Genomic DNA, 13,315 nt, shown 5'->3' with positions numbered 1-13,315 from the left:
AGCTCTTAAAATTCATACCCTAAAGCCAGTTGCGGTGAATAGCCTAAGTTGGGATGGGAGCTTGCTGCAACGTCAACATGCAACCCTTTATATTTACAACCAAACCCGGCAAACTGCCTGAAAGGATTTGCGTTTATTCCACCACGAAGCGCCACGCTTTCTCCAGGCTTATACTCGAGTCCAAAACGCGCATCAGTTATAGTACTCAAACTTTTTATTAACCCACTGTTTAACAGCACCTTGTCTGAACAGCGATACGAAGCCCCTATCTGAATTGCCGTTGGCACCGAAGCATTCACATCGCTATTAAAAGCATTTTTTCCTGGATTTGATATATGCGATCCGATCAGCAGTTGCTTCCCTATCTTATATTGCAGCCCTGCCTCTATTGAGTAGGTATGAGCACTGCCATATTGTAAAATGGATAACTGATGAATATTGGCATTTATCGCTACGAACAAAGTGCTGCCAAAGCGCTTTGAATAACATAAACCCATACGCTGTTCCTTGTAAACCGAAACTCCGTAGTTCTGTACACTGATACCAAATACATTTTTTTTATGAGGATAGGCGAAGAGAGCAGTTTGAGTACTTATTTCAGTGTCGAGATAGTTACTTTGATAAGCTATGGCAGCAACGGGCCGTTCAATAGCTGCTAAACCCGCCTGATTAGATTGCAGGCTCCAGATATCCTGTAAAGCCGCTCCCATATTGCCCAGGGATGTAAATCTCGGTCCCAGATTTATATCCTGCGAAAATGCCTGAAACTGGAACGAGAAACACCCTAAAAACGCCAAACTATGCGATAAATTCAGCTTCATAGCAAAAAATTGATCGTGTTACTTGTAATTTTTGCTTAATATTATCACAATTAAAAACACAATCTAATGACGAAGCTCATATTATGTCTTGTTCTTGGTTCGCTTGCGACCCTTGGCTTTGCACAGAAAACTATAACCGAAGGTACAGTGGTATATACGGTTGAATGGTTGCCGACCCCTCAGATGCAACAGATAGCGGCAATGTTTCCAACCGAGTTAACCGTATATTTTAAGGGCGACTCCTCGGCAACGCTATCCAAATCCGCCTTTACAACCACTAATTCTATATTGAATACGAAAACTGAATTTCAACGCCTTCTTATCGACGTACCCATGAACGGAAAAAAATATTCCGTTTTGTTCAGTCCTGACGATATTGAGATGATGAAAGAGAATGGTCCGGATTTCAGTATCTCAGCCGGTACCGGGACAAAAAAAATTAACGAGTATAACGCTCAGAAATATACTATTACTGAGAAAAAAAGTGGAAAAACAACTGAAGCCTGGTTTACAAAGGATATAGCTGTCAATCAAAACTCGTTAACTCAGTTCTTTGATAAATCTTTGGGCTTTCCCTTGCAGTTCAATAGCTTTCAAAGTGGAATGGGAATTAAAGCAGTTGTAAAAGAAGTAAAAGAAGGAAAAGTTCCTCCTGCTATATTCAGCGCTTCTAAAGACTATGAAGAAATTACCTTCGCTCAGTTGATGAGTATGATGGGTGGAGGAAGAAGATAAGGATTTGCAGGAATTTGCAGACCTTTCCGGGAAGGGCCTGCATTTTTAATTTCACATGAACCATTCATAAATATCAGAGGCCTGCAAACGCTGCTTTTCCTCAGATGTAACGTCCCTGACGATCTGCCCTTCACTCATTTGAATTAAGCGGCTGCCGTACGCGAGCGATTCTTTTAAATTGTGCGTAACCATTAGGGCCGTTAAATTAAAGTCTTTAATCAAATTGCCGGCGGTTTTCATCACCAATTCCGCGGATCGCGGATCAAGAGCGGCAGTAGGCTCATCCAGCAACAAAACACTAAGGTCATCCATTACACTCATTAAAAGGGTAAGCGCCTGCCTCTGCCCTCCGGATAAACTCCCGATAGCCTGATCTAGCTTATCTTCAAGCCCCATAGATAGTGAGGCCACTTTTTCCTTCACCTCTTTAATAAAAGAATTATTGATACCTATTTTAAGTTTTTTCGGACTTGTACGTAAGGCTGCAAGTCTGAAATTTTCCAGAATGCTTAAGTCGGGAGCAGTTCCCATCAGCGGATTTTGAAACACACGTGCAACCCACCGGCTCCTTTTGTAATCAGGCAGCATCCCCAAGTCCTTCCCGTCGATATATAAATTTCCTTTTGTATGCACAACGCTCCCGGCAATAATATTCAGCAGAGTGGATTTACCGGAACCATTGGCACCTATCACAACCAGGAACTCTCCCCGCTGAACAGAAAGATTAATATTTCTCAAGCTGTTCACCTCGTTAAGCCGGCCTGCGTTATAAACCTTGGAAATTCCTTCGAGTTTAATCATACTTTTTTCTGAATGAGATCCTTGGCAAGCTTACAATCACAAGGACAAAAAGTGCGGTTACCAGCTTAAGTAAGGTAGCATCAATACCCAGACTCAGGGTAAGGGATAAAACCAGTTGGAATACAATTGCTCCGGATATAACCAGTAACAATATCAAGCTTACTGAAGAAATATTAAACCAATTGATAAAGGCCTCTGCAATGATAACAGAACCTAGTCCCACAATGACGATACCAATCCCCATATTGATATCAGCAAAACCCTGAAACTGCGTCATCAAAAAGCCGCTAATAGCTGTTAAAGAATTGGCTATAGCCAGACCTGTGATTTTCATCCGGTCGGTATTTACACCTAAGGCACGGATCATGCTTTCACTGTTTCCAGTAGCTCTCATGGAAATCCCGAAATCTGTTTTCAAAAGATAAGTTATCGCGGAAAGCAGGACGATCACAAAAAACAACAGAACATACAAAGTATTTAAATTATGGTCATCTGAAAGCATAAGCAAAGAATACAGAGTACTGTGGTTCATTAGCGGGATATTTGACCTGCCCATTAAACTAAGATTAATAGAGTAAAGGGCGGTCATCACCAGGATACCCGAGAGAAGCGGATTTATTTTCAGTTTGGTATGAATTAAACCTGTACATACGCCTGCACCGGCCCCGGCCAGTGCTACTAATGGAAATACAAGCGCCAGGGAATAGTCTGCTGACAGTAATACCCCTGTAACAGCACCGCCCAATGCATAACTGCCATCAGTGGTTATATCCGGAATATTAAATATTTTCATGGAGATAAAAATTCCTGCGGCGATGGCCGAAAAGCATAATCCCTGTAGAAGTGCCGTCAGATAAAAATCCATTATTTCAATGCCTCAAAGTTTGCGGGAATGCTGATCTTATATTTCTCTGCGCTTGAAGGATTATAAACTCTCTTCCGGACTTTAACCATTTCCCATTGCAAATTGTCCCTTTTACCGCTTTTAAGGTATTTCGCCGCCTGCAGACCTGCCTGATAGCCCCATTGATAAATGTCGGCACCAAAGGCAGCCACAGCGCCCCGCTTTACCAAACCTGCTTCACTGGTAAAAACCGGGACATTTCTCTGATTACAGTTTTTGATTATCGTTTCAAATGAGGCAAAGATGGTATTGTCGGGATTTGCAAAAAAAGCATCGATCTCCCTGTCAAGCAAGGACTGTGTGACCAGCTGGGCATCGGCAGAACTGTTTAATGGCAGAGCCTCAATAGCTATATTATTTTTTGAGGCCAAAGATTTAATCCTGTTCAATGCATCAACTGATTGAGGTTCGGCCTGGTTATAGATCATCCCTACCCTTAACTTCCTGCCCTTTGCTTTTAGCAGCGTTTGGATCAAGGAGAAAGATGTATCGATATAGGCCAGATCTTCTGCAACTCCCAACAGGTTCGCGGGGGTTCTACCTTTTTCATCAAGAACTTTCATATTACCAGGAACCGGCGAAACCATCATGAAGACCGGAATTTCTTTTGCGCGCTGAATGGCCGTTATCGTAGCCAATGTGGTATTACTCGCAATCAGGTTCACTTTCTCTGATATAAAATAATTCACTATTTGGGTCAAAGTGGGAATATCTCCCTGGGCGTTACGGTATACGACCTTTAGCGTATGGTTCTTTTCACTAAACCCTTCCTTATCCAAGGCGTCAAAGAATCCGGCTTTAGCCTGAGAAATAGTTTCATCTTCAAAGGCGTCTGCAAAACCAATAACGGGCACATTGCTATCCTTACTGCTGCAGGCCGAAAAGAATATTATGAGTAAAAGCGGAACCAGGAACTTTCTGAGATTCATGTTGCTAATTTATCATTTTAAGCAACAAAGAGGCACCTAATTAAAATAATGATTCAAATCTCGTATAAATACTAAAACAATTTTCTTCGCATTACGCTAACTAGTTTTATTTATAAATTCGCCGCGATGATTCACTTTAGATCGAAGCTACCCAAAACCGAAACTACTATTTTTACAGTGATGTCGGCGCTGGCTACAGAATACAACGCTATCAACCTATCGCAGGGATTTCCTGACTTTGATTCACCGCCGCAACTTATCGACCTGGTCGGCTCGTTCATGAAACAGGGCAAGAATCAATATGCTCCCATGGCCGGCCTGCTTATACTTAGGAACCAGATAGCTGAAAAAGTAGAGCTCCTGTACAATACAAGCTACGACCCGGAAACAGAGATCACCATTACCGCTGGGGGTACTCAGGCTATTTTCACCGCTATAGCTGCTACTATCATTCCCGGTGACGAGGTCATAATATTTGAGCCGGCTTATGACTCTTATGCTCCATCGATAAAACTATTGGGCGGCCTTGTAAAGCCTTTTGAGCTTGTTCCACCGGACTATAAGATCGACTGGGATATGGTGAAAAAACTTATTTCTTCAAGGACCAGGATGATCATTCTTAACTCTCCGCAGAATCCAACAGGGGTTATCCTGGATGAGGAAGATATAAAGCAGCTTATCAGCATCACCAAAGGTACAGATATCCTGATATTGAGTGATGAAGTTTACGAACACCTGGTTTACGATGACAGGCAGCATTTAAGCATGGCGCGCTACCCTGAACTTAAGGAACGAAGCTTTGTAACTGTCTCATTCGGAAAGCTCTTTCATACTACCGGTTGGAAGCTGGGATATTGCCTGGCGCCTGAAATCCTGATGAATGAATTCAGAAAGGTGCACCAATTCCTGGTTTTTAGCGTTAATACCCCTATGCAGTATGCAATTGCAGAGTTTTTGAAGAATACAGGCTATTATACCGAACTTAATTCATTCTTTCAGCAAAAACGCGATTATTTCAGAGATCTGATGCAACAAACAAGATTTGAATTGTTGCCTTGCTATGGATCTTATTTCCAGTGTGCAAGTATTAAAAATATCACGGAAGAAAAAGACATCGATTTTGTTCAAAGGTTGACTAAAGAACATCAGGTTGCCGCTATTCCAGCCTCCGCATTCTATAACCGCGGTAATGACTATGGCATAGTCAGGTTCTGCTTTGCAAAAAAACAAGAAACTTTAGAAAAAGCCGTTAATCTTTTAGCTAAAGTTTAAATTCGTAAACATTTTAAACCTTTTAAATGAGTGTTTTAAAAATTACAACTTTTCAAGCGTACCTGTTTTGGGAAAATGTAGACAAAAACCTGCAAAATCTGGGCCTTAGGTTATCTTCGATCCGCGAAAAGACTGACCTTATTATACTTCCCGAGATGTTTAGCACAGGCTTTTCGATGAATGCTGAAACTTTAGCCGAAGAAACTGGCGGAAAGACCATGCAATGGATGGAGATACAAGCAAAACGTTTCGACTGTGTGATCACTGGCAGCATGATTATAAAAGAAGATGGTCAGTATTTTAACCGTCTCATCTGGATGCGCCCGGATGGGAGCCACGAAAAATACGACAAACGACATTTGTTTGGACTTGGGAAAGAAGACAGCGTGTACACTACTGGTAAGGACAGGCTTATTGTAGACCTGCTTGGATGGAAAATATGCCCGGTCATTTGTTATGACCTACGCTTTCCGGTATGGCTAAGAAACAATAACGCCGATTACGATCTTTTATTGGTGGTTGCAAACTGGCCTGAAAAGCGGTCCTCTCATTGGAGAACATTACTTCCAGCACGGGCCGTTGAAAACCAATGTTACGTAATCGGACTTAACCGTGTGGGGCATGACGGAAATGAAATATATCATTCAGGAGACTCCATGTGTATCGATCCATATGGCAAGACCGTATATTATAAGCCAAACGACGAAGATCTGTACACATTTTCAATATCAAGAGAAGAGCTGGTTAAAAACAGGCGGGCTTATCCCTTTCTCAGGGATGCCGACAAATTTAACCTTCTTTAGTTAAAAAATGTTAAGAATACATTTCTCATTTTTTTTAATCTTATAATTATAATATCGATTTTGTTGATAATTGTGCGAAAGCATTAATATTAGTTTATGTTTAGAGAAATCAGGATCAAACCAATCCGTTATGTTGTTATACTAATATATTTTATTATCCTGTTTTTTTGTGCCATAGAGCTGAATTTTCTATGGCTATTTGGATATTCTCCAAGCCGCCACGACATCAGAACGCCAAATATGCGTATAGCCTCAGAACTTTATACGGCGGATGGCAAACTGATCGGACGCTATTATAAGGAAAATCGCACACCCATCGAATTTAATCAGCTAACCCCGCAAACGATCAATGCACTTGTTGCAACCGAAGATGTCAGGTTTTATAATCACTGGGGCATCGATATCCGCTCTTTGTTGTCGAGCGTCGTTTCCACAGCCCAGGGCGATAAGCGTGGCGCAAGTACCATCACTCAGCAACTTGCAAAAAATCTATATCGTACCCGTAACATCAAGCAACAGGGCTTTGTAAAACGGATTCCTCTGGTGAGAACCCTGGTATTTAAGCTAAAAGAATGGATCACCGCCTTCAAGCTCGAAAACCAATATACCAAGGAAGAAATATTGACCATGTATTTCAACACCGTTCCTTTTGGCAGTAATACCTTTGGTTTAAAAACTGCGGCAAAAAAATACTTCAATAAAGACACTGACGATCTTAGTGTAGATCAGGCAGCTATGCTGGTTGGTATGCTCAAAGCGAGCACCACGTATAATCCGGAATACAACCCCGAAAAGGCATTGGAAAGACGTAACGTAGTGTTGTCTCAAATGGAGAAATACAAATATATCGACCAGTCTGAGTACCAGAAATTTAGTAAACGCCCCTTGAACCTTACCATTGGAAAGGTTGAAGATGATAGTCGCGGAGACTCCTACTTACGTACGGCTGTAGCAAGATACCTGGAAAAATGGTGTGATGATAATGGTTATGATTTATATGAGTCGGGATTAAAAATATATACAACTATAGATTCTAAACTTCAGAAGTACGCAGAAGAGGCTGTTAATGAACAAATGAAAATTTTGCAAACCCGCCTAAACAATGCCTGGGGAAATCAAAACCCCTGGCGTGACTCTGAAGGAAAAGAAATAGAAGATTTCCCAATCAAGGCAGCACAGCGTCTCCCTGTCTACGACTATCTCAAAAAGAAATACAACAACAATCCCGATTCAATAGATTACTACCTGAATCTTCCTAAAAAAATGAAGGTGTTTAGCTGGAAGGGCGAAAAAGAAGTGGAGTACTCTACTTTGGACTCTATAAAGTATTATGCTAAGATTCTGAATACAGGCATGATGACCCTGGATCCTTTTACCGGACACATTAAGGTTTGGGTTGGAGGTATCGACTTCGACCATTTTAAATACGACCATGTGGATCAGGCAAAACGTCAGGCTGGATCAACTTTTAAACCTTTTGCTTATCTGGCAGCTCTCGAAAGGGGGATGAGTCCCTGTGATAAGTTCATCGATAAGCCAGTGAAAATATCTTACGATGAGAACAACGAACATAAGGTGTGGGAACCTAAGAATTCAGATTATTCTTTCTCAGGACGTGAAATGACACTCCGGCATGCAATGGGCAAATCTGTTAACTCAATTACTGCTCAAATAACAGAACAAGTTGGCTGGGATAATGTTGTTAAATATGCCCATGAATGCGGAATTGAGAGCGAACTGAAATCAGTCCCTTCTGTTAGCCTTGGCTCGAACGACGTATCTGTGTTCGAAATGGTCAGAGCGTATGGAACATTCCTCAATAAAGGGAAAAGGACAGAGCCGATATTAGTGCAACGCATTACCGACCACGATGGCAAGCTTATCGAGGAGTTCAAGGCTGAACAAAAAAGTGTGATTAGCGAGGAAATTGCCTGGCTGATGCTTTACATGTTCAAAGGCGGGATGGAAGAGCCCGGAGGCACGTCCCGGTCTTTATGGGAATGGGATCTATGGAAAAAAGGAAATCAAATAGGTGGTAAAACCGGAACATCGTCTGATTTCGTAGATGGATGGTATATGGGGATAACTAAAGACCTTGTTACTGGAGTTTGGGTGGGTTGTGACGAGCGCAGTGTCCATTTCCGTACATCAGGAACTGGCGAGGGGGCACATACCGCCTTACCGATTTTTGGTAAATTTATGGAAAAAGTTTACCATGACCCTTCAACAGGGTACACTTATGGTGCGTTCCCTTCACCGGAGGTTGACATCACACGTGAATATAAATGCCCTACACCAGAGGTTGTTATAGACACCACAGCAACAGACAGTACTGCAACGGATTCCCTGTTTGTAGACAGTGTATCAATTCCGGAACCGGAAGTTACTGAACCTGCTGCAGAAACCAAACAACCTGCAGTAAACCCTGGTAATGCACAACCTTCAAATCAGAAGGAGCCATTACAAAAACCTGAACAGGAAATGGATAACAAAACGAGGAGAGAACTTAACCGGGAGGCCCGCAGAAAAAGAAAAGAACAGGAGTCTAACAATTAGCTAACGAAAATCAAATACAAACGCACCGAAATATTGCTTTAAATTCCAGGCCCCATTGATATGAAACCACGATACTCAAACGTAAAAAAACCTGTTTTCAAATTAGTTGCTTTGCTTCTTCTTGCGCTGCTCAGCAACATAAAAAACCCAGTATCTGCACAGTATTTTGGGCAGAACCTGGTGAGGTACAAGAACCTTAAATTTGAAGTAAAACAATCACCACATTTTGAGCTCTATCATTACCTGAAGAACGACAGTCTGGTAAGTCATTTTTTGCGGGAGACCGAAATATGGTATGACCTTCATCAACAGGTCTTCAGAGACACATTCAGTAAAAAGAACCCTTTCATTCTTTATGAAAATCATCCGGATTTTCAATCTACAACAGTCTTACAGGGCGGCGCCAGTGTGGGTACTGGGGGTGTTACAGAGGGCTTGAAGAACCGGGTGATCATGCCGATCCAGCAACTCAATCACCAAACCAGACACGTTCTTGGCCATGAGCTTGTCCATGCCTTTCAATATCATTCACTAATTGAAGGAGATTCAACCAACCTCGAAAACATAGGCAATCTGCCTCTTTGGATGGTGGAAGGGATGGCCGAATATTTATCCGTAGGAAAAGTAGATGCATTCACGTCTATGTGGATGCGTGATGCTTATTTAAATAAAGACATTCCAACCTTAAGAGATCTTACAACCAGTAGTCGATATTTCCCTTATCGGTACGGGCAGGCATTCTGGACATATATAGGCTCAACATATGGCGATACCGTAATTGTCCCTTTGTTCAAAGCCACTGCCAAATTTGGGTATGAAATGGCTGTACGACGAACTTTTGGATACGATGAGAGAACCCTTTCGAACCTTTGGAGAACCAGCATAGAAAACGCATATAAGCCCCTGCTAAAGGATACGGCACAAATTCCTATTGGACGAAGTATCCTGAATTCTAAAAATGCAGGGGACATGAACGTTGCTCCGGCAATATCTCCCGACGGCAATTATGTTGCTTTCTTGTCTGAAAAGGATCTGCTCAGTATCGACCTTTTTCTCGCCGATGCTAAAACCGGGAAAATCTTACGAAAGCTCACCAGTAAAACATCTAACTCCCATATCGACGAATTTAGTTTTATTGAATCGGCCGGGGCATGGTCCCCCGATAGCAAGCGTTTTGCATTCAGCGCCTATAGCGCCGGGAGAACTAAACTCTTTATTGTAAATGTTTCTAATGGCAAAAATGAGGTCACAGAGGGCATGGGAGATGTAGGAGAATTCAGTAATCTTAGCTGGTCGCCAAATGGTGAGGATATCGCCTTTACAGGACTAAAAAATGGTTATAGCGACATTTACATTTATAATCTTAAATCGAAGAAAATAACTCAGCTAACTAACGACAGGTACTCTGATTACCAGCCTAACTTTTCTCCCGATGGAAAGTCTTTGGTTTTCAGCAGTGACCGCACAACGCTGGACCAAAGCAACAAAAGTGTAGACATTACCTATAATCTGGCGGTCATGGATCTGAAAAGCAAAATCATCACAGATATTCCGGTCTTTACAGGTGCAAACAATCTAAATCCGCAGTTCTCAGGAAACAGTCAGCAGATCTACTTTTTATCAAATCGCGATGGCTTCAGGAACCTCTACCGTTATACAATCAATTCTGCACAAGTAGAACAGCTGACTGACTACTTTACAGGCATCAGTGGCATCACCGAATATTCTCCAGCTTTAAGCGTATCAAAAAACGATGATATAATCTATTCGTACTACAGAGCACAGAAGTACACTATTTATAATGCAAAAGCTGATGAATTCAAACCCCTGTCGGTTGATGCTCAGGCCTTGAACTTCGAGGCGGCAACTTTACCCCCAGCCAAATCGGTCGGAGTAGACATCATCAACGCGAACCTTGACAATTTTGAACGCTTTGAAACCATCAGCAATCAATCGATACAGCCTGCTAAATATCGCCCGCAGTTTCAACTAGACTATCTGTCAAGTAATGGGGTTGGCGCTTCAGTGGGCGGCCGGTTTGGCAGTGGGCTTGCGGGTGGAATACAAGGTCTTTTCAGCGACATTCTCGGAAGAAATCAAATTTTTGCAGCAGCTTCAGTAAATGGAGAGATCTATGATTTCGGCGCCCAGGTTGGCTTCCTTAACCAGAAAAGCCGCATCAGCTGGGGTGCTTCGGTTTCTCACATTCCTTATATCTCAGGAATAAGCTATCCTTCCGTCGACCCGGAAAACCCAACGCTAGGTGTAATTAACACGGATATACTAAGAACTTTTGAAGACCAGTTCCAACTCCTTGCGGCTTATCCGTTCTCGAAAGTGCATCGCTTCGAAGCTAGTTCAGGTGTTGCCTATTACAGTTATCGTATTGACCGCTACTCTGATTATTATAGTAATGGCTTCTTTCAAGGTGCCGACAGACGCAAAGTTTCCAAATCAGAGGCCGCAAATGAGCCTTACTACCAGCAATTTGGCATGGATTTCAAATCCTTTGGCATAGTGCAGTTTAACGGGGCTTTCGTGGGTGATAATTCTGTTTTCGGAATCACCGCACCGCTGGATGGTTTTCGCTACAGAATTGGTGCAGAAAGATTGGTGGGCGATATTAGTTTTACCGGGATAACCGCTGATCTCCGTAAATACAAAAGAATTAATAAAGTGACACTGGCTGCAAGAGCATATTCCTATGCAAGGCTTGGAAGCGATGGCGAAAGACTTTATCCCTTGTTTATTGGTTATCCTTACCTGATACGTGGCTAGGAAGCCAATTCCTTTTATAAACAAGGAAACCAGGGAAGTTCTGGAGGTTTTGGCATTAATCAATTAACAGGCTCAAAAATTGCAGTTGCTAATTTTGAAATACGACTTCCATTTACCGGTCCGAAAAAGCTTTCTGCCATAGAATCCAGATTTCTGTTCTCTGACCTGAACGCATTCTTCGACATCGGTTTAGCATATGATGAGGATTCTAAAGTGGCTTTTCGTGCAACTCCCCGCGTAACCCGGACTGAGGCACGACCAACTGAGGAAAACCCTAACGCTGTCTTGAGACATTATGAGCGGGTACCCGCTATGAGTGCAGGTCTATCTTTGCGTGTTAACGTTTTTGGATACTTCATCCTGGAACCTTATGCCGCTATTCCATTCCAGAGAACAGACGTGAACGGCCCTGTATTCGGACTAACATTTGCACCAGGATGGTAGGTTAATAAAAAAACCTTCATGAGCGGCCGCTCATGAAGGTTTTTTTATGGTTACATTGCACTTATCCGCGCATTTACATGCATTCCCCTGGTGCTTAATATTTGTTCGAAATCCAGGCCTATACTCAGATCAAGCCAGTCAGGATTCACACTTCTTATAATCTTTTCCTTTTGAGCCCTCGTATACCGGCTGATTACGTTAAATCGCTCAATAGCGGCATGTTCGCTATTCAGCTCTTCAAAGTAAACAAGGCGCGTTAGTTGCTGGGCACTATCAAAAAACAGATTAGGCATTTGCCTGTAGAAACCTACCGTTTTTAACAAATCAGAACTCATACCTACATGTAAAGAAATTCTGTTCCTGTCAGTCACTATAAACACATACCTTTTCATATTTTACTAATTAAATTACCTTGATTAAAAAATAATTGCTAATTTTATGAGCATAAAGTTACTAACTATTTTAGCAAATGCAAATTTATTTTTAACATGGGCAATATTTCTGGCAACCTTAAATACTTACGTAAGAAAAAAGGGCTTACACAGCAGCAATTCGCAGATTTAATGGAGATTAAGCGTTCTCTGGTGGGAGCTTATGAAGAGGAAAGAGCCGATCCGAAGTACGATTTGCTAAAAAAATTCGCAGAATACTACGAATTAAGTATGGATGAACTTGTAAATGAAAAGATCACCGATAAGTGGAAACCAAAGCCTAAGGCCGAATCTGGCAACGTTAGGGTATTAAGTATTTCGGTAGATTCAGAAGAACGCGAGAATATAGAACTGGTGCCTGTAAAAGCAAGTGCAGGATATTTGAATGGATACGCCGACCCGGAATTCATTAGCGATCTGCCCAGGTTTCATCTTCCGATATTAAAGCAAGGCACCTACAGGGCTTTTGAAATAAAGGGCGATTCCATGCTTCCTCTGCAGCCAGGAAGTATTATTGTGGGAGAATATGTAGAAAACTGGAACGATATCAAACCTGGTGAAACTTATGTTTTCATTTCAAAGACTGATGGTGTTGTTTATAAGAGAGCGGGCAATCGCTTTAAAGAAAACAAGGCGCTTAAACTTATCTCTGATAATATTGCTTATGAGCCGTATATGATATCGGCAGAGGATATATTGGAAGTGTGGAAAGCTAAAGCTTATATTTCAACCTCCCTTCCTGAGCCCACTCCTGAACCAACGATGGAAAGCCTTACATTGTTAATGTCACAAATGCAAAAGTCTATTGCTAAGCTGCAACAGAACAACAATTAAGTAAATA

General features: G+C 41.9%; 12 protein-coding genes. 7 read left to right on the top strand and 5 right to left on the bottom strand.

All coding sequences use genetic code 11. The features are described from left to right. Window positions 1–5: 5 nt before the first annotated feature. Window positions 6–821 carry a PorV/PorQ family protein gene (locus tag J3P37_RS12520; protein WP_256011540.1) on the bottom strand — a complete coding sequence of 272 codons (816 nt, stop codon included), beginning with the start codon at window positions 819–821 and terminating at the stop codon, window positions 6–8. 66 nt (window positions 822–887) lie between these two features. Here J3P37_RS12520 and J3P37_RS12515 point away from each other — a divergent pair, with 66 nt between their 5' ends. Then, entirely contained in the window at window positions 888–1,556 is a 669-nt protein-coding gene (locus J3P37_RS12515; protein ID WP_256011539.1) for a DUF4412 domain-containing protein, read from the top strand. Between the two features lie 51 nt (window positions 1,557–1,607). On the opposite strand, the gene J3P37_RS12510 is transcribed toward J3P37_RS12515, so the two are convergent. The 3 genes from J3P37_RS12510 to J3P37_RS12500 are packed head-to-tail and all read right to left on the bottom strand — an operon-like array spanning window position 1,608 to window position 4,190. Continuing rightward, complete coding sequence (locus J3P37_RS12510) at window positions 1,608–2,357, bottom strand: ABC transporter ATP-binding protein (RefSeq protein ID WP_256011538.1); 750 nt, start codon at window positions 2,355–2,357, stop codon at window positions 1,608–1,610. Then, window positions 2,350–3,222 carry an ABC transporter permease gene (locus J3P37_RS12505; protein ID WP_256011536.1) on the bottom strand — a complete coding sequence of 291 codons (873 nt, stop codon included), beginning with the start codon at window positions 3,220–3,222 and terminating at the stop codon, window positions 2,350–2,352. The genes J3P37_RS12510 and J3P37_RS12505 overlap by 8 nt, the downstream gene beginning before the upstream one ends. Further along, window positions 3,222–4,190, bottom strand: coding sequence for an ABC transporter substrate-binding protein (locus tag J3P37_RS12500; RefSeq protein ID WP_256011535.1), 969 nt, complete (start codon window positions 4,188–4,190; stop codon window positions 3,222–3,224). The genes J3P37_RS12505 and J3P37_RS12500 overlap by 1 nt, the downstream gene beginning before the upstream one ends. 126 nt (window positions 4,191–4,316) lie before the next feature. Here J3P37_RS12500 and J3P37_RS12495 point away from each other — a divergent pair, with 126 nt between their 5' ends. The 5 genes from J3P37_RS12495 to J3P37_RS23130 all read left to right on the top strand — a co-directional run bounded on the left by J3P37_RS12495 (window position 4,317) and on the right by J3P37_RS23130 (window position 12,043). Then, on the top strand, window positions 4,317–5,462 hold the full coding sequence (locus tag J3P37_RS12495) for a methionine aminotransferase (protein ID WP_256011534.1): 1,146 nt from the start codon (window positions 4,317–4,319) through the stop codon (window positions 5,460–5,462). A 26-nt stretch (window positions 5,463–5,488) separates the two neighbouring features. Beyond that, window positions 5,489–6,265, top strand: coding sequence for an amidohydrolase (locus J3P37_RS12490; protein ID WP_256011533.1), 777 nt, complete (start codon window positions 5,489–5,491; stop codon window positions 6,263–6,265). Window positions 6,266–6,361: 96 nt separating this feature from the next. Next, window positions 6,362–8,821 (top strand): penicillin-binding protein 1A, encoded by a 2,460-nt coding sequence (locus tag J3P37_RS12485; RefSeq protein ID WP_256011532.1) that lies wholly within the window; start codon window positions 6,362–6,364, stop codon window positions 8,819–8,821. Between the two features lie 60 nt (window positions 8,822–8,881). After that, window positions 8,882–11,599, top strand: a complete 2,718-nt coding sequence (locus tag J3P37_RS12480) for a peptidase MA family metallohydrolase (protein WP_369414077.1) — start codon at window positions 8,882–8,884, stop codon at window positions 11,597–11,599. Window positions 11,600–11,812: 213 nt separating this feature from the next. Further along, window positions 11,813–12,043 (top strand): hypothetical protein, encoded by a 231-nt coding sequence (locus J3P37_RS23130; RefSeq protein WP_369414076.1) that lies wholly within the window; start codon window positions 11,813–11,815, stop codon window positions 12,041–12,043. Between the two features lie 50 nt (window positions 12,044–12,093). Here J3P37_RS23130 and J3P37_RS12475 read toward each other — a convergent pair whose 3' ends face one another. Further along, window positions 12,094–12,435: a GIY-YIG nuclease family protein gene (locus J3P37_RS12475; protein WP_256011531.1), complete on the bottom strand. Its 342-nt coding sequence runs from the start codon at window positions 12,433–12,435 to the stop codon at window positions 12,094–12,096. 96 nt (window positions 12,436–12,531) lie between these two features. On the opposite strand from J3P37_RS12475, the gene J3P37_RS12470 reads away from it, so the two are divergent. Continuing rightward, on the top strand, window positions 12,532–13,308 hold the full coding sequence (locus J3P37_RS12470; protein ID WP_256011530.1) for an XRE family transcriptional regulator: 777 nt from the start codon (window positions 12,532–12,534) through the stop codon (window positions 13,306–13,308). Window positions 13,309–13,315 lie beyond the last annotated feature (7 nt).

Origin of the sequence: Desertivirga xinjiangensis (genome assembly GCF_024436435.1) — a bacterium.
Lineage (GTDB): Bacteria > Bacteroidota > Bacteroidia > Sphingobacteriales > Sphingobacteriaceae > Desertivirga > Desertivirga xinjiangensis.
The sequence above is the reverse complement of the archived record's forward strand: the minus strand, read 5'-3'. Positions and strand labels throughout refer to the sequence as shown.